Source organism: Paenibacillus sp. FSL R5-0887 (genome assembly GCF_038002305.1).
GTDB classification, from domain to species: domain Bacteria; phylum Bacillota; class Bacilli; order Paenibacillales; family Paenibacillaceae; genus Paenibacillus_AQ; species Paenibacillus_AQ odorifer.
Map to the genome: position 1 here is coordinate 2,591,870 of NZ_JBBOCE010000001.1, position 17,674 is coordinate 2,609,543.

The 17,674-nt window shown below is 45.8% G+C and carries 21 protein-coding genes; all 21 read right to left on the reverse strand.

Annotated features, from left to right (window positions below; translation table 11 throughout):
- Positions 1–9 precede the first annotated feature (9 nt).
- A complete protein-coding gene (gene trpA, locus MKY14_RS11705) occupies positions 10–834 on the reverse strand; it encodes a tryptophan synthase subunit alpha (protein WP_076127517.1) in 825 nt (274 codons plus the stop codon).
- The gene (gene trpB / locus MKY14_RS11710) at positions 831–2,030 is read right to left on the reverse strand and encodes a tryptophan synthase subunit beta (RefSeq protein ID WP_076127515.1); all 1,200 of its coding nucleotides are present in this window, start codon (positions 2,028–2,030) and stop codon (positions 831–833) included. The genes trpA and trpB overlap by 4 nt, the downstream gene beginning before the upstream one ends.
- On the reverse strand, positions 2,027–2,704 hold the full coding sequence (locus tag MKY14_RS11715; protein WP_076127514.1) for a phosphoribosylanthranilate isomerase: 678 nt from the start codon (positions 2,702–2,704) through the stop codon (positions 2,027–2,029). Before MKY14_RS11715 ends, trpB begins: the two co-directional genes overlap by 4 nt.
- Entirely contained in the window at positions 2,697–3,527 is an 831-nt protein-coding gene (gene trpC / locus MKY14_RS11720) for an indole-3-glycerol phosphate synthase TrpC (protein ID WP_076127512.1), read from the reverse strand. Before trpC ends, MKY14_RS11715 begins: the two co-directional genes overlap by 8 nt.
- The gene (gene trpD / locus MKY14_RS11725) at positions 3,517–4,557 is read right to left on the reverse strand and encodes an anthranilate phosphoribosyltransferase (RefSeq protein WP_179086816.1); all 1,041 of its coding nucleotides are present in this window, start codon (positions 4,555–4,557) and stop codon (positions 3,517–3,519) included. Before trpD ends, trpC begins: the two co-directional genes overlap by 11 nt.
- A 40-nt stretch (positions 4,558–4,597) precedes the next feature.
- The gene (trpE, locus tag MKY14_RS11730) at positions 4,598–6,163 is read right to left on the reverse strand and encodes an anthranilate synthase component I (protein WP_076127509.1); all 1,566 of its coding nucleotides are present in this window, start codon (positions 6,161–6,163) and stop codon (positions 4,598–4,600) included.
- 432 nt (positions 6,164–6,595) lie between these two features.
- Positions 6,596–6,970 (reverse strand): chorismate mutase, encoded by a 375-nt coding sequence (aroH, locus tag MKY14_RS11735; protein WP_076127508.1) that lies wholly within the window; start codon positions 6,968–6,970, stop codon positions 6,596–6,598.
- Positions 6,964–8,067, reverse strand: coding sequence for a 3-dehydroquinate synthase (gene aroB / locus MKY14_RS11740; RefSeq protein ID WP_076127506.1), 1,104 nt, complete (start codon positions 8,065–8,067; stop codon positions 6,964–6,966). Before aroB ends, aroH begins: the two co-directional genes overlap by 7 nt.
- Before the next feature lie 2 nt (positions 8,068–8,069).
- A complete protein-coding gene (aroC, locus tag MKY14_RS11745) occupies positions 8,070–9,239 on the reverse strand; it encodes a chorismate synthase (RefSeq protein ID WP_076127505.1) in 1,170 nt (389 codons plus the stop codon).
- 192 nt (positions 9,240–9,431) lie between these two features.
- Positions 9,432–9,593, reverse strand: coding sequence for a hypothetical protein (locus MKY14_RS11750; RefSeq protein ID WP_179088774.1), 162 nt, complete (start codon positions 9,591–9,593; stop codon positions 9,432–9,434).
- 110 nt (positions 9,594–9,703) lie between these two features.
- Positions 9,704–10,507, reverse strand: coding sequence for a CheR family methyltransferase (locus MKY14_RS11755; protein WP_036676236.1), 804 nt, complete (start codon positions 10,505–10,507; stop codon positions 9,704–9,706).
- A gap of 27 nt (positions 10,508–10,534) precedes the next feature.
- Complete coding sequence (ndk, locus tag MKY14_RS11760; RefSeq protein ID WP_076127503.1) at positions 10,535–10,978, reverse strand: nucleoside-diphosphate kinase; 444 nt, start codon at positions 10,976–10,978, stop codon at positions 10,535–10,537.
- 99 nt (positions 10,979–11,077) lie between these two features.
- Positions 11,078–12,046, reverse strand: coding sequence for a polyprenyl synthetase family protein (locus MKY14_RS11765; RefSeq protein WP_076127501.1), 969 nt, complete (start codon positions 12,044–12,046; stop codon positions 11,078–11,080).
- Positions 12,043–12,903, reverse strand: a complete 861-nt coding sequence (locus tag MKY14_RS11770; protein ID WP_076127500.1) for a menaquinone biosynthetic enzyme MqnA/MqnD family protein — start codon at positions 12,901–12,903, stop codon at positions 12,043–12,045. Before MKY14_RS11770 ends, MKY14_RS11765 begins: the two co-directional genes overlap by 4 nt.
- A gap of 4 nt (positions 12,904–12,907) precedes the next feature.
- Positions 12,908–13,510 carry a UbiX family flavin prenyltransferase gene (locus MKY14_RS11775; protein WP_036676229.1) on the reverse strand — a complete coding sequence of 201 codons (603 nt, stop codon included), beginning with the start codon at positions 13,508–13,510 and terminating at the stop codon, positions 12,908–12,910.
- Positions 13,510–14,382: a UbiA-like polyprenyltransferase gene (locus tag MKY14_RS11780; protein WP_076127498.1), complete on the reverse strand. Its 873-nt coding sequence runs from the start codon at positions 14,380–14,382 to the stop codon at positions 13,510–13,512. Before MKY14_RS11780 ends, MKY14_RS11775 begins: the two co-directional genes overlap by 1 nt.
- Complete coding sequence (locus MKY14_RS11785; protein WP_076127632.1) at positions 14,375–15,121, reverse strand: demethylmenaquinone methyltransferase; 747 nt, start codon at positions 15,119–15,121, stop codon at positions 14,375–14,377. The genes MKY14_RS11780 and MKY14_RS11785 overlap by 8 nt, the downstream gene beginning before the upstream one ends.
- A gap of 9 nt (positions 15,122–15,130) precedes the next feature.
- A complete protein-coding gene (locus MKY14_RS11790) occupies positions 15,131–16,024 on the reverse strand; it encodes a heptaprenyl diphosphate synthase component 1 (protein WP_232061419.1) in 894 nt (297 codons plus the stop codon).
- Positions 16,025–16,115: 91 nt separating this feature from the next.
- A complete protein-coding gene (locus tag MKY14_RS11795) occupies positions 16,116–16,658 on the reverse strand; it encodes a hypothetical protein (protein WP_076127497.1) in 543 nt (180 codons plus the stop codon).
- 94 nt (positions 16,659–16,752) lie between these two features.
- The gene (gene mtrB, locus MKY14_RS11800) at positions 16,753–17,001 is read right to left on the reverse strand and encodes a trp RNA-binding attenuation protein MtrB (protein WP_051490908.1); all 249 of its coding nucleotides are present in this window, start codon (positions 16,999–17,001) and stop codon (positions 16,753–16,755) included.
- A gap of 116 nt (positions 17,002–17,117) precedes the next feature.
- Positions 17,118–17,390: an HU family DNA-binding protein gene (locus MKY14_RS11805; RefSeq protein ID WP_036676223.1), complete on the reverse strand. Its 273-nt coding sequence runs from the start codon at positions 17,388–17,390 to the stop codon at positions 17,118–17,120.
- Positions 17,391–17,674: the final 284 nt, after the last annotated feature.

Genomic DNA, 17,674 nt, shown 5'->3' on the forward strand with positions numbered 1-17,674 from the left:
ATGACACTGTTATGGTCTTTTTAATTGTGCCACAAATTCTCGAATTTGCAACAGTCCCTCATTCCGCGTAGCAGGATGATCGAGCAACGGAATTACCTCTTCTATTTTGCGGACAATGGCACTCCCTACTACAACACCATCGCAAATCTGAGCAAAACGGGCAACCTGTTCGCCAGTAGAGATCCCAAATCCTACAGCCACTGGCAGATCCGTAGCTTGACGAACGGAATCAATAAAGGCTTCTACATCCGCATGGAAAGAGGATCTTTCTCCAGTCACCCCTAATGAAGAGACACAATAGATAAACCCGCTCGCACCGGATACAATCTTTGCAATACGTTCGCTTGAGGTGGGTGCAACTAAAGGAATGAGGTTGACTCCAACTTCATCACTACGGCGCCGCATCTCCGCTGATTCCTCAACGGGAAGATCCGGGATAATAAGTCCGCTAATTTCATGCTTGTTCAGATCAGCAAAAAACGTATCTAGACCCATTTGCAGGATAGGATTGTAATAAGAAAACAAGATAAATGGCAAACTGCTGCCGGCTTCACGAGCCTTTAACGCGGTCTCCATGCAAGTGCGCAGGTGAACTTCACCCCGCAGTGCCCGGGCAGATGCTCGCTGAATTACAGGGCCGTCTGCAAGCGGATCAGAGTATGGTACTCCTAGCTCCAGAATATCTGCCCCTGCTGTCTCCAGTTCAGTGATGATGGCAAGAGTAGTCTCCAAATCTGGATCTCCAACAGTCAGAAAAGGAATCAATGCGGTCCGGTTCTCAGCTTTAAGCTTCCGGAATACCAAATCCATCCGGTTTGTAGTTTGGGTTGTCATTCAGTTCCCTTCCCTTCTGTATACGCCATAATGGATTCTACGTCTTTGTCTCCCCGGCCTGACAGGCAGATGACAACAATATCATCCTTAGTAAGGGTTGGACCCATTTTTACAACATGTGCTATCGCATGCGCCGATTCTAACGCTGGAATAATGCCTTCCGTTACGCATAGCAGCTTCAGTGCATCTAGCGCCTCTGCATCTGTAATCGGGACATATTTTGCGCGTTCGATATCTTTTAGATAGGAGTGTTCAGGACCCACACCAGGATAATCCAGGCCTGCGGAGATGGAATGTGCTTCTGTTACTTGTCCATGCTCATCCTGCAGGAGATAACTCATCGATCCCTGGAATACGCCATGAGTTCCTTTACTCATTGTTGCCGCATGAAAAGGGGTATCAATGCCTTTACCAGCCGCCTCTACACCAATCATACCGACATTTTCATCCTCAACAAATGGATAGAACATACCGATGGCATTACTGCCACCGCCTACAGCAGCTACGAGCACATCCGGCAGCCTTCCTTCAGCCTCCAGAATCTGGCGCCGTGTTTCATCCCCAATAACCCGCTGAAAGTTACGAACCATCATCGGATAAGGATGTGGTCCTACAGCTGAACCCAATATATAGAAGGTATCATCTACATTGCTAACCCAGTAGCGAAGCGCTTCGTTGCCGGCATCTTTTAAAGTACGAGATCCGGAAGTAACGGGAATCACTTCTGCACCAAGCAGCTTCATCCGGAATACGTTAAGGGCCTGGCGACGTGTATCCTCTTCCCCCATAAACACCTTACATTCCATTCCTAGCAAAGCTGCAACTGTAGCTGTGGCTACACCATGTTGACCCGCACCCGTCTCAGCGATTACCTTCGTTTTTCCCATCATTTTGGCCAGAATCCCTTGACCAATCGCATTGTTAATCTTATGGGCACCTGTATGATTCAAATCTTCACGCTTCAGATATATTTTAGCTTCTCCCAGATGTTTGCTCAGACGCTCCGCATAATACAGCGGGGTCTCCCGTCCGGAATACTGCTTTAATAGATAATCTATTTCTTCCTGAAAAGCTGGATCTGCCGAAAACTTACGGTAAGCCTCCTCCAACTCAATCAATGCATTCATCAAAGTCTCGGGCACGAAGCGGCCTCCGAATGAACCGAAACGTCCATGCTGGTCCGGTACTTGTATCATGATTGCTTCACCCTTTCCACAAAAGCTGTCATTTTTTGAATATCCTTAATGCCGTCAGTCTCTACTCCACTCGACACGTCTACCCCATACGGGGCATAGGTATCAAGCAATTCACCAACATTATCTGAATGAAGCCCTCCAGCCACAAACAAGGGCAAGTCATGTTGTACTGCAATTTCTTGGTAAGCAGGTAATTTGTTCCATGCGAAGGTTCGGCCAGAGCCGCCGCTCTGCAATGGATCATAAGTATCTAATAAAACCGCATCTACTGCAGCTGCGTAATCTTCCAAGCTATATTCATTTTCAGCTTTATCCCGCTCTTGATCCGCAACGGACAGTGCCTTCCATACCTGAACCTGTGGATAAGCTCGGCGAACCTGCTGGCAAAAAGCTGGACTCTCCTGTCCATGAAGCTGAATTACATCTAAATGCACCACAGACAGCAATTCGTTCAACTCATCCAGCTTCGGATTAACGAAAACCCCGGCAGCCTTAGGGATTTGACCAGTCTTCCAATTTGGAAGCTCTGCAATCAGTTCGGCAGCACGCTCTATGGACACCTTCCGGCGGCTAGGTGCAAAAACAAATCCGATATAATCTAGTGGTAAGTGCAACATAGATTTTAGCACTTCAACGTCCTGAAGTCCACAGATTTTTACTAATGTCTCAGCCATGCCGGACACGGTCCTTTCCGTTAGGAAGCTCCCCGAGCAAACCGTTAACCGCATCCTCTACGTTAGCTTGACGCATTAGATACTCCCCAACGAGCACTCCGTGAGCACCAGTAGTTCTTAGGTAGTCGATGTCTGTTGACCCGGAAATTCCGCTTTCGCTGATCACTGGAACACCTTGCGGCACAAGAGCTGCCAGCTCGGCTGTTGTCTCCAAAGAGGTCTCAAAGGTACGTAGATTACGGTTATTAATTCCAAGAAGAACGTTAGGTTGGGTTATCTTTTCTGTGCTCAGTACAACCGCCAGTTCATTTTGGTCATGCACCTCAATCAAGATATCCAATCCAAGCTCTGAAGCTATATCTATAAAATGAGACAGTTGTGCCGGTGTCAAAATAGCGACGATCAACAACACCGCATCCGCTCCGAGAAGACGTGCTTCGTAGATCTGCTTCTCATCGATAATAAAATCTTTGCGAAGCAGCGGCAGATTTACAGCTTCCTTCACTTGCTGCAGATAAGCTGCGCTGCCCTGGAAATATTCTGTGTCCGTCAGAACAGATAAGCAATCTGCACCTCCAGCTTCATACCCTTTTGCAATGGAAACAGGATCAAAATCTTCACGGATCAACCCTTTGGAAGGAGAAGCCTTCTTCACCTCAGCGATCAAGCCCATATCTCTGTTCTTCCCTTGGGTCAGAGCCTTACGAAAGCCTCTTGTTGCCGGAAGAAGCGCAATATCACGCTCTGCTTGTGCCAGCGAAAAGTTTTTACTGAGCAGTTCAACCTCTTTAATCTTAGTCGCGACAATTTTATCAAGATACATAATTAAGTTCCTCCGTCATAGCTACAAGCTGATTAAGCTTGGATAGTGCCTTGCCTGAATCCACTACATCTTTTGCTCTCTCTACGCCTCCGGCCATGGTATCTGCCAGACCAGCAACATATATACAGGCTCCGGCGTTAGCAAGAACGATATCGCGATAAGGATTCATCTGCCCTTGAAGGACCGAGGTAATAATCGCCGCATTTTCAGCTGCATCTCCACCCAGCACAGTCTCCAGTGGATGTCTGTTAAGACCTAATGCCTCTGGCGTTACCTCATACGTGGTTACGATGCCCTCTTTTAGCTCAGACACTAATGTAGGGGCCGAGATGCTGATTTCATCCAGACCATCCAAGCTGCTAACAACCATCGCACGCTTGGACCCCAGCTCCTTCAGTACATTAGCCACCGTCTCTGTCTTATTCCGATCATAAATCCCCAGCAGCTGACGGTCAGCACCAGCGGGATTCGTAAGCGGACCAAGCATATTAAAAATCGTCCGCACTCCAAGCTCTTTACGCGGTGCCGCCGCATGCCGCATCGAAGGATGATAGATTTGCGCGAATAAAAAACAAATGCCGATTCGATCCAAGCATTCCCGGGCCTGATCCGCATTCAGATGAATGTTGACGCCCAAAGCTTCAAGTACATCTGCACTTCCTGCTCTACCGGAAGCTGAGCGGTTGCCATGTTTGGCAACTCGTACCGAAGCCGCTGATGAAATAATCGCTGAGGCGGTAGAAATATTAAACTTATGGATGCCGGAACCGCCCGTACCACATGTATCTAGCAGACGCGCTTTTTCAGTAAGGACAGGTGTGCCGAAACCTCTCATGGCTTCCGCAAACCCCGTAATCTCCTCCACGGTCTCTCCCTTAATCCGTAAAGCGGTCAGCAGTGATCCGATTTGCGCCTGTGAAGCCTCTCCCAGCATGATTGCACCCATTATATCCCGTGCTTCTACACGTGTCAGACTTTTGCCTTCGATTAGTCCAGCGATTCCTGATTGTATCAATTTTGTTGCATCCATAATGTTCATCCTCCAGCCTTAATGTAATCTTTTTTATTAATCAAACCACCTGTTCAGGGGTATATGCGTACATGTAATCTTGATTGATGACTTGTTTCTCTTTTATCTCGGGTGGGAACATAGCCTCTGCCATACGAATAGCTTTTAGCATGCCCTTCGCTTTATTCACCGTCTCTTCATACTCTTTCTCCGGAACCGAGTCCCAAACGATACCCGCCCCAGCCTGCACATATGCTCTGCCCTTACGGAAGATGATTGTACGGATGGTGATACATGAATCCATATTTCCCGAGAATCCCAAATATCCAATCGCCCCCGCATAAGCACCACGGGCTTCTCGCTCCAATTCAGCAATAATCTCCATTGCCCGTAGCTTAGGTGCTCCTGAGACAGTACCGGCTGGCAGACAGGAGAGAAAGGCATCAAAGAAATCTTTATCCTCGCTAAGCGTGCCTGACACATTCGAAACCATATGCATGACATGAGAGTATCTTTCAATTTCCATAAAGGAATCACATTTTACAGAACCGAATTTGGACACTCTTCCTAAATCATTACGACCTAGATCAACTAGCATCAAATGCTCTGCACGTTCTTTTTCATCCTCCAGCAGCTCCGCGGCGTAAGCACGATCCGAAGCTTCACTTTCACCTCTTGGTCTTGTTCCGGCAATCGGCCGTGTCTCCACACGATTTCCATCTACCTTTACGAGCGCTTCCGGTGAGGTTCCAACAATAATCTCTTCATCCATTTTCAAATAATACATATATGGAGATGGGTTAAGCGTCCTGAGCATCCGGTATACATGCAGTGGAGAAACTTCCGTTTCAATATGCAGGCGCTGCGACAACACCACTTGAAAAATATCGCCAGCCCGAATGTATTCCTTCGCTTGTTCTACGTTGTTGATATATTGTTCTTTAGTCAGGTTGGAATGAATCTCACCCAGCTCAATATCCTGCGGAATACTGCGGCGGTTCACATTTTCCTTAGGCCCTTCCTTCTGCAGCTCTTCGGCCATATCCTCAAGCTTACGACTTAAGCTTTCGTAATTGGATTTGATATCTGAGTCCGTATCACCGTCTTTAACATGCAGGTTACCAACTAGGAGAATTTGTTGTTTCACATGATCAAAAACAATGATGCGATCACAGAACATAAACCGGATATCATCCATTTGGAGATCATCTACTGGATGCTCAGGCAGCTTCTCATAATATTGCAGCAGATCATATCCAAAAAATCCGATAGCTCCTCCAGTAAAAGGCGGCATCTCATCCAGCTTAGGGCTACGGTATGAACGAAGCAGCGCCTTAAGCTCCTCAATCGGCTTTCCATGCAGCTGTTTTTTCTTACCGTCGATCTCTACGTTAATCGCACCCTTTTTTCCCGATATCATTAAAAAGGGATCGCTGCCGATGAACGAATACCGGGCCCATTGTTTGCCACCCTCTACACTTTCTAGTAAGAACGCGCGGTCACGTTCAGCAAAACGTTGGAATAACCGGATAGGTGTTTCCATATCAGCCAGCAGCCGCTTCACAACAGGAATCAGATTATAATCCTGCGACAGCTTTACCACCTCTTGAACACTCGGATTCGTCATTTTTAGATGCCCCCTTAGTTATATAAATCTTTCCGAAACACAGAAAAACCCTCTACCAAAGTAGAGGGTTTGTGTAAGTAAGTATATGTTTTTGAGCAATGATCAGCATCGTTATATTGTGCCTACAGACTTATCTCTAAATAAGATACATCAGAGATGTGAAATATCACTCCCGTACATATCAAAATAAAGACTCTGCGTACACAAAAACTGCTAATCAAGCATAAACGTCTTCAGCGTCCTTATAAGGACGGTAAGCGTATATGCGTGAAATATAAGAATGTATAGAACAAAGCTTATACTTTCTTATATTCGCAAAAATTTCTTGCACTCTGCTCAACTATACTCATCTCAACTCAACTAAACTCTTCTATACTCGGCTAATTACACTATACATGATGACAAGGGTCATTGACAACCCACAACTCAAATTTAAGACTTACTCTGCGACAAATCCGGACGAAGCTTCTGAGCTTCATTCAGATACACATGGCGGATCTCACGCTGTGATTTATCCGTATTAAACTGCACCATTAACCGGATACACATCGGCAGGCTGCCTTTGACCGGGATCTCCGTAGAACACATAAGCGGCACCATTTCCCAGCCCTCAATCTCACGTATGGCTCTTGCCGGAAAAGTAGCATCCAGATCATTGGTCATCGTAATCCATACATTGCTAATATCCTCAGCTATAACATTATTGCGTTCAACGATCTCCCGCAGCAGCACAACGGTTTCACGCAAAATCTCTGTTTCTTCGTTATTAATCACGGTAGTTGCTCCGCGAATCCCTCGATTTACCACGGTTTCCCCTCCTTTTTAAGCTCTGCGAGAACCTCTCGCACAAGCGATTCCTGTACATCGTTTACAATACTAACGGCTCCTATGGCATCAGGCACAATAAAAGTCATTCTGCCTTCTTTGAATTTCTTATCATGCATCATCGCTTCCATTAGCTCCTCTTCATCATATTCAGAAGGAAGCTGTATAGGCAGTGAAAGGGCAGATAACATAGATACTGTATCCTCATAAATGGATCGGTCACGTCCAAGCTTTACAGCCAGCAGCGCCGAACCCGCCATACCAATCGCAATCGCTTCACCGTGCAAAAACACACCATATCCGCCAACCGCTTCAATAGCATGGCCGATCGTATGGCCTAAATTTAGGATCGCCCGAAGTCCATGCTCACGTTCATCGTTCGCCACGACATGAGCTTTGATCGCACAACCGCGCTCAAGGGCATAACCCAGGGCTTCAGCATTCAGAGCAAGCAGCTCATCAGCATGTTCACGGCACCAATATGCGAATTCTTTGTCCATAATCAGACCATGCTTCACTACTTCAGCTAAGCCAGAAGAGACTTGGCGCGGCGGAAGCGTGCGAAGGGTATCCAAATCGTAAAGCACCAGCGAAGGTTGATAGAACGCACCAACCATATTTTTGGCTAGTGGATGATTGACAGCCACTTTGCCGCCTACGCTGCTGTCATGGGCTAGAATCGTCGTTGGAATTTGTAGAAATCCTATTCCGCGCATGTAGGTAGCTGCTACAAAACCAGCTAAATCACCAACAACCCCGCCACCTAAAGCAAACACCGCTGAGTTGCGATCCAGTCCCGCTTGAATCGCGGTCGTCATAACCTCTTCATACACGGTTAATGATTTGGATGCTTCCCCTGCCGGCATAATATGGCTTACTACGGTATAACCTTGCTGACGTAGAGCTTCTTCAAGCGTCGGTAAATACCGTGGAGCTACTTCACTATCACTCACAACCAGTAGCGGGCTACGAGTGGACAGTCCAGCCTCAGCACAGTACTGGGCAATGTTCTGCAGCAGACCACTACCGATGTGGATTGGATAAGAACGATCTCCCAAATCTACATTGATTGTACGCATGATTAATAACTCTCCAATTGTGCAAGATAGTTTCCATAATTCGCTTTAATTTCTTCGAGAGAATCCCCGCCGAATTTATCAAGAAATGCTTTAGCAACTTCCCATGCCACTACGCTTTCCAGAACCACACATGCCGCTGGAACTGCACATGCATCCGAACGTTCTACTTGAGCAGTAAAAGGTTCTTTCGTATCGATATCTACACTTTGAAGTGGCTTATACAAGGTAGGAATAGGCTTCATAACACCACGAACCACTACCGGCATGCCATTCGTCATCCCGCCTTCAAAACCGCCTAAACGATTGCTTGCGCGATAGTATCCTTTAGAAGCTTCATACATAATTTCATCATGGACTTGCGATCCACGCAATTTTCCTGCTTCAAATCCAATGCCGATTTCAACGCCTTTGAAGGCATTAATCGACATCACTGCCCCAGCGATCGCCCCGTCCAGCTTCCGGTCTGACTGTACATAGCTGCCAAGTCCAATGGGCAGTCCTTCGACGATACATTCAACGATTCCACCGATGGAGTCGCCCTCTTCCTTGATCTGATCTATGTAAGCCTCCATTTTCTGTTCTGTTTCTTTGTCGACAACTCTGACAGAAGACTGTTCTGTCCGTTCAATCAGCTCATCGATAGGCAGATCATTTGCAGGTGCCTCAATTTCACCAATGCGAATGACTTGACCTGCTACTTTCACACCAAAAGCTGCCAGCAGCTGTCTGGCTACAGCGCCACATGCGACTCTGGCTGCGGTTTCGCGGGCACTGGAGCGCTCCAGAACGTTGCGAAGATCCGTATGATTGTACTTCAATCCACCATTCAAATCTGCATGTCCAGGACGCGGCCGATTTACCCGGCGTTTTTCTTCATCACTGCCTGGAATAGGTTCAATATTCATAATGTTCTTCCAGTGAGTCCAATCCTTGTTCTCTACTACCAAGGCTACCGGAGCACCCGTAGTATAGCCGTGACGTACTCCACCTACAATCTGTGCCGTATCTTTCTCAATCTGCATGCGACGTCCACGTCCGTATCCCTTTTGTCGACGATGCAATTGAAAGTTAAGCTCTTCAAAATCCAAAGTTAAATTACTTGGCAATCCCTCAATAATAGCCGTTAGCTGGGGGCCGTGCGTTTCCCCCGCTGTTAAATAGCGTAAACTCATGATGTCTTCCCCCTTTTATACTTTTAAACTGTAAACCGCTAAAATCCTATGATCTTTGCTCATTATAGTATAGGGAATCCGCTTTGACAAGAAAGGGATCTCCCTAGAAACACTGTATGTATACCGAAATAAAAAGCGCCATCCATACCCTTAAGAGTATGAATGGCGCTCCTCGGCTCGGTCCTCAGCTTGTTAGCTGCCGAGCCGCTGGCTTGGTGAAGGGAATGTAGACTTACGCTCTTCCAGCTGCAGAAGGCGCTCCAATTGCATTTCCTCCACACCGAGAATTTGCCCGCACTCACGAACGGTGATAAAGCCTCGTTTGTACGCGGCAATGACCTTGCTTTTGTCCATCGGTTTAACTTTCCTTTCCTTTCACTTAGCGTACAGATTCTACTATCCAGTATCACTGAACTTTTGCGAAAGTATACCTTTGAAGTTAATGGCGAAGGAGCAAAAAGTATTTATTTTTTACGATAGAAAAAAGTTTCCGTCGATTCAAAGCCATATTGAGCCGGTGTAAAGATTTGCTCTGTGCTGCCCACAAACAAATAACCACCCGGACGTAAGCTAGCCGAAAACTTATGATAGAGCTTGTTCTTCGCCTCTTCAGTAAAATAGATCATTACATTGCGACAAATAATAAGATCGAAACCTTCGTCGAACTTGTCCAAGAGCAAATTTTGTTTGCGGAAATCTATGTTTTTCTTAAGTGAATCGCTGACCTTGAAGACAGGGCCTTCCGGCGTAAAATAACGTGCTGCCACGTCTTTCGGCACATCCTTTAAAGAACGTTCCAAATAAAGACCCTGCTTTGCTTTGGATAAAGCGCCATCATCAATGTCAGTGGCAAGAATACCTGTCTGCGCCAATATATTCTTGTCCGACAAAATCATAGCCAGCGTGTAAGGCTCTTCGCCTGTGGAGCATGCCGCGCTCCACAGCTTTAATTTGCGGCCCGACTGCTGGAGGTCAGGGAGGATAATATCCCGCAAAACTTCCCAGCGATTCGGATTCCGCCAGAACTCAGAGACATTGATCGTCATTCGATCTAAAAATTCATAAAATAAGTCCTTATTTTTCATCATCGCTGCAAAAAAATCACTGAAGGTATGATACCCATTCTTCATCCGAAGAGTCGTCAAACGCCGCTTCATCTGCGCTTCTTTATATTGAGCCAGATCAATTCCGGTGCTTTGTTTAACGTTGTGAATAAATCCGCTATAATCTGGATCTGTTGTTAATGCTGCAACATTACGATCAGACATGTTAATCCCCTGCCTCCCACCTGGACCTTACATCCAGACTGCGATGTCTTTGTTATACTGATTCAGTTCATCTGGAGCAAAGAAATTAGCAATTTCCCGTTCTGCACTTTCAGGCGAGTCTGATCCATGAATTAAATTAAGTGGTGTATGGCTGGCAAAGTCGCCACGAATCGTGCCTGGCAGAGCTTCTCCAACTTTTGTTTTGCCTATGAGTGTCCGGGATAAAGTTACGACATCATCGCCTTCCCATACCATTGCAAACACTGGACCTGAAGTGATGAAAGAGACCAGCTCTGAAAAAAAGTCTTTGCCTGCATGCTCAGCATAATGTCTTTTCGCTTGATCCTCACTCACTGTAATCAGTTTAGCAGCGACCAATTTAAACCCCTTATCCTCAAAGCGGGCAACAATACGCCCTATTAATCCACGTTGAACTCCATCAGGCTTGACCATCAGATACGTCTTTTCCATAGAAGCACTCTCCATTTTCCCATTTGAAGGGTTGTTTTGACGCTATCTTAACAGAAACATTGCTTTCTGGAAACGTTTAATTTCAATCTCACCAGAAGATCAATAACTTCTTCCTGTTATAAAATACGCAATATCGCGCAGATTGCGCTTAGTCTTATTGTTAGGCAATTGTTCCAGCGCCGCCAGCGCCTTGTCGATATAACGTGAAGCGAGCTCCTCAGAACGGGCGATTCCGTCTCCGGAAAGAATGAGATCAATCGCATGTCCTACCGTGCTATGTCCCTCACGTATAGACTTCAGTTCCTCAAGCAATGACTCGCGCAGTCGCTCATCCTCAAGACTATAAATCACTGGAAGTGTAATGTTTCCTTGCCGCATATCACTGCCCGGAGGTTTACCGATCTGTTTCTCTGTGCCTGAGAGATCCAGTAAATCATCACGAATCTGGAACGCCATACCCACGTTATATCCATAATTATAAAGCAGACGAGCTACTTCTGGATCTGCCTCAGCAGCAAGAGCGCCGAGTTGGCAGCTAACTGCAATCAGCAGGGCTGTTTTGCGGCGGATACGCCGTAGATAATGACGTACACTTTGCTCACTGTTGAAAAAGTCACGAATCTGCTCCATCTCTCCGATCGACATTTCGATCATCGCCTTAGACAGAATTTGATGAATTCGTGGATTCTTCAGCTCCGTAGTCATAACCAGCGCTTTTGCATATATGTAGTCACCAGTGTACATGGCAATTTTATCGCCCCATTTTGCTTTCACGGTGAGTTCACCACGGCGCAATTCTGCATCGTCGATCACATCATCATGGACCAGTGAAGCGCTATGGATCAACTCTAACGGTATCGCCACCCGTTTCAGTTTTTCCAGATCATACTTACCGAATTTCCCGCCCATTAGGACAAATACGGGACGTAATCTTTTGCCGCCTGCCTTTAATAAATGCAGGGAGGTTTCTGTAAGCAGATCGTCATCCCCCTGTACACTGCGGTACAGCTCTTTTTCAATCTGATCCATATCTCTGTTCAGTAATCCGAATATTTGCAGTCGTTTCATTCTTTCACCCGTGTCAACAGTTTATGGCTCCAAATCTCCATCTTCACTTCCTGCGGCAGCAGGCCCATCTCATAGGCATAGCGGAAATAGAGGTTCAAACCTTGCTGCTGCCTTTCTCCAAAATCATAACATAAATTGCGGAAGTACCCTTCCCAATAAGACTTTGTTCCTCCAATGTTAGAACAAGCTGCTTGTACAATAGGATCTAAATCTCTCAATCCCCGCATTTTACTCTCGGCAAAAGCCTCTGCAATCTCAGAAATAGCTTCCGGTTTGTCCTCCGCAGCCTTTCGATTCACTGCCCAGACCGCAAAGGTCATCCCTAAGCCCGTCCATTCCTTCCAAACCTCAGCTAGATCAGTAACGATATAACCTTGATCCTGCCATGAGGCCTTAATAGCATTATCACCAATTAATAAACAGGCATCCGCTTCATGCATCATGTCATCCAAATCAGGATTAGCGCTAATATACTCCGGTTTATTGCCAAAAGCTTTTTCCATTAAAATTTTCAGCAAATTTACTGAGGTTGCAGAAGTATTCGTAACAGCGATCTTACCGCTGCCAATCTGAGCAAATGGCACCCTGGAAAAAAGGAATATTGATCTCACAGGACCGTCCGCGCTAACCGATAAATCAGGTAGAAGTAATAATTTGTCACTGGCCTCAGCATAAGCAAAGGAGGATAAAGCACCTACATGAATAGTTCCACGGCTCATCCCCTGATTAAGAATGGCAGGTACCTCACTCACCATCTCTGCAGGATATTTCAGTGCAGAGGGATGAAAATTGTGAAATACCGGCCATGAGTTGGTATAGCTGATTTTGCCAATGATGGTGTGGCTGTTATTGTCCATCCTTTCAATCCCCCCATCTTCGAAATAAATTGTGTTCAATATTAAAGCTGTCAAGCACTTTGCCCACCATGAAATTAATCAGATCATCCATACTTTGCGGCCCAAAATAAAAAGCCGGCATTGCGGGAATCATCCGAACTCCCAGACGGGACAGCTTCAACATATTCTCTAGATGAATAGCATGCAGTGGAGTCTCACGAGGTACAAGCACCAGTGGGCGGCCTTCCTTGAGCATAACGTCAGCAGCACGTGTCATCAGATTATCAGAGGTCCCATTCGCTACCGCGGATAATGTTCCCATAGAGCAAGGCATAATAATCATCCCTTCCACACGAAACGAACCACTTGCAATGGATGCGCCGATATCCGCAACAGGATGATAAAGCAGAGAACCGGGATAGCCTTTGAACCTTTCGTTCAAAAAGCCCTCCCGGTCTGATGCGATATAGCCAAGTTCTTCTTTAAATACGCGCCAGCCCGCATTACTAACTACCAAATGCACGGAGTAGCCCAGTGACAGCAAGGTTTCAGTTAGACGAACACCATATATCGCACCGCTTGCTCCTGTAATTCCAACCACGATGTTTTTCGGTTTAGTAAGCGTCATTAGTAGAACTGCACCACCAAGTCAATCAAAGTGAAAGAGAACACCACGATGCTCAATACGCCGTTCATAGTGAAAAAAGCAGTCTGCAGACGGCTCAGGTCACTCGGAGATACAATGTAGTGCTCATAAAAGAGAATGATATATGCGATGATCATGCCTGCTACATACCACCAGCTTAAATCCGTCATAAACAGCAACGATACGAATCCAATCGCCGTGAGAATGTGAAATACGCGGGCAATAAAGAGTGCACCTTGAACCCCGAACCGAACCGGAATGGACTTCAAGCCCTCTTTTAGATCAAACTCAACATCCTGACAAGAATAAATTACATCAAAACCTGCAGTCCAAAACACAATAGTGAAATAAAATACCATTGAAGTCCAATTCACACTACCAGTTACAGCTACCCAACCGCCTAAAGGTGCAAGCGCAATGGTCAGACCGAGGATAAGATGGCAGGCCCATGTAAAGCGCTTAGTAAATGAATAAATGACAAGAAGGAAAACTGCGATTGGCAAGAGCTTGGCTGACAAAGGATTCAGCTTAAAGGCTGCCCAAAAGAGTAAGAAAAACGAAATGCCGATAAAAATGACGACTTCACCGATCTTCAATAATCCTGCAGGAATAGCTCTTCCCGCTGTGCGTGGATTCTTAGCATCACTTATCCGGTCAATCAGTCGATTCAGCCCCATAGCAGCGCTCCGTGCCCCAAACATAGCCACTACGATCCAACCAATCTGGCTCCAGGTAGGTAGCGTGCCAAACATGACAACGGAACCAAGTAAAGCGCCCATAAAAGCAAAAGGTAAAGCAAATACCGTATGTTCAAACTTGATCATTTGTAAAAAGATACCGATTTTCTTAAACATTCCCGTTCTCCTTGAGCCCAATATGTAATGCCGCGATGCCTCCGGTCAAGGGGAAGGATTCCACTTTTTGCAGTCCGGTTTCACGGAAAATAGCAGCTAATTGCTCCCGGTCAGGGAACAGCGCCAGCGATTCTGGCAACCATTTGTATTGCTCATACCTTTTAGCGAATAACTTGCCCAGCAATGGGAGTACACGCTGAAAATAAAAGAAATAGATACCTTTAAACGGTTGTTTCATCGGCTTGGAAAGCTCCAGGCAGACCACCATTCCTCCGGGCTTCACCACCCGTTTCATCTCGTTCAGCACTTGAACAAGATCCGGTACGTTGCGGAGTCCAAAACCAATCGTTGCATAATCAAATGCGTTGTCTTCAAAAGGCAACTCCATAGCGTTGCCCTGTACGAGAGAGATCCGGTCCTGAAGCTTGCGCTCCTCCACCTTACGGCGCCCCACTTCAAGCATGCCTGCACTGAAGTCGAGCCCTATCACATTCCCTGTCTGTGAGGCTTCGGCCAAGGCAATGCTCCAATCGCAAGTGCCGCAGCATAAGTCTACAGCTGAATCCCCGCGCTTCATACCCATCTTCTTCATCGTGAACTTACGCCAAGCCTTATGCCGACGAAAGCTTAAGATGTCATTCATCAAATCATATTTACCTGCAATACTCTCAAACACCGAGTGCACAAACTGTTCCTTCGGCTTGCTGTTATCACCCACAGCAGTTGTAGTTTTGTCCATAGTCATCCACTAACCCTCCACGGCTGCTTGTCCTGAGACTTTCATCTGCAGGAGAATACGATCCAGCGCTATCTCAAGCTCTCTAAGCAGGCTTTCGTCTTTAACGCTTTGTAATAGTCCCTGAATCGACTGAATCGACTGATGGAGCTTGTCCGTCAGCAGAGAATCACATTTATATTTCATCTTCAGCATCTTCCAGTCCTTCTGATCAAGGTTCTGGTCTTGAAGCTGTTTGCGTTCTTCCTCTGTCGCTGACTCCAGCATCTTCCAGTAGCAATAACCATTGCTTGCATTCTCAAGGTTATCACAACGCTGAAGCTCTATGGCAACCGTTTCGCACTGACTGAACTCTGTCAATAACTTCTCCCACAATTCCACTAAGGAATTCTCGATCATGGGCGTAAAAGAAAGGAACAGCCGCATATTGAGCTGTACCATGTGCCGCAAGTATTGTTCAGCCGAAAGACGGATTCCTCTCATCTTCACATAGAGGTTCGCTTTCAAGACATTGAAATCAGCAATCGCCTTACTCAAGATTCCAACCATCTCAATCTGATCACTCTTTGCAAGCAGATGGTAAAACCAGCTACTAAAATAATCACCAGCCAATACCTTTAATTGACGGGAACGCATAGGATCTCCACCGCGTCTATCATTCGAGCGGTCAATTACCTCATGTGTATCTAGTCCAAGTTGAATAAGTGCGGTTACGAGCGTATACAACTCACCAGTACTTCCTTTTACAGAAGATCCATGGTTTAGAAAAATATATAACAAATGACCCCGGCCATCAGAAAACGGCGGCAAATCCGTATGCTTCTGAATCATGTCGTAGTCGGTGTAGGGTTTTGCCAGTTGCGGTATGCAGTACGGTTTCATTTCAGCCTCCGAAGCCATTGACATTTATATTAATTCCTTTGTTCACAATCTTGTCTATTATATCACATGTTTTTTTGTCACGCACTGTGATACAACTGAGTTTCTTTTATTCTTCTCAAGGATAAATGAACTGCTTCTTCCAGAGCTCAGTCTCACTAATACGGAAGCCCGTCTTGAGACGCTCGGAAATGGGGGAATTACCCGCAGACTGAAGTTCATTCTGGAGTTCAACGGACCACTCCGCGCGTCTGATATCCCCTGCTAGCAGCAGCCGGCGGCTATCCAGCCATTTATCCATGACCACGATGCGCAGCAGGAGCTGATCCACATTCAAGGTTTCTTGAAAAGCAAAAGAAATAGTCTGTGCCATATTTCGATAAAGCTCCTGGGGTTCATGATCATTTCCGCTCACTTTTAAATCCAGAGACAGAACGTGATCCTCCCAGTCTACGCTATCAATGGGTAAGGTCAATGGAAGTGCGCCAAGAACATCAACAAGATTATCGTTGTCTAGCACCGTGTTATGGCCGCCAGTAAAAGTCTCCACTGCACCATTTCGCTGCTGTAGGGTTGAATCCATATCTGCCACTTTGGGCAATATTACAGCAGAGGTTGCAGTCAAGAGTAATACGGCTCCAACCCACCAGGCCTTGTTCATGAACACGCCCCCCTTATCCATAATTCCCACTCTTAGCGGAATACGATCATTTATCTTTACTATATTTTGAAAAAAAGCAGGCTATGCCTGCTTTTCAGCTTTCACTTTCCAATTGTCCGTGCTTTGTCCATATTTCAGCCTTACCGCGGATCTTCATCGCTGAGGTATGATCAGTAAACTGGGCAATCAATACCTCGCCCTTATCCAGCTTCTCTGTATGATGAAAACGTGTATCTGTACCTCTGGTTAACCCAATGACCTGAACGCCATTATCTTTAGCCTTAACCACAATATAGTCGCTGCCCGTTGGAAGCGGAGTAGTACCCGTATTTTTATCCATCATCACTCATCCTCCTCTAAACCTATTATACAGTTCATAGTATTTCAAAAAACAAATGCCGCCTTGGAGGGCGGCATAGTTGTTCTTAAAAAGACTATGGGATAGGTATGTAGAAATCTTTATTTGATTCCGTCTTTCAGCGCCTTACCGGGTTTGAATGCCGGTACCTTGCTTGCAGGAATTTCGATTTCTTCACCAGTTTGCGGGTTACGGCCTTTACGTGCAGAACGCTCACGCACTTCAAAGTTTCCGAATCCAACCAGTTGTACTTTATCACCGCTTTGCAGTGCTTCTGTAATTGCTTCGAAAACCGCATCTACAGCTTTAGTAGCATCCTTCTTGGGAAGTTCAGTTGCTTCTGTAACTACATTGATCAAATCTGATTTATTCATGTTTTCTCACCTCCCTGAGTAAATTCTCCGGTATCATACACTGTTTCCGTTTCAACGTAAAATATACGTGATAATCCCGTTTAAAACTTAACTTTGGCGCCCTTAGACCTTGAAGCGCAACAAACTTATAGTAATACAGCCCATCCATAAATTCAAGCTGTTACTCAAAAAAGGAGCAGAAATTATCATCTATACTTGCATATTTATCTAAATTCAATCTAATTTGTTAGACCTATAGGAGCAGTTAAGGTCTTTATTTCATCAGAATAATTGAGTCAGATTCA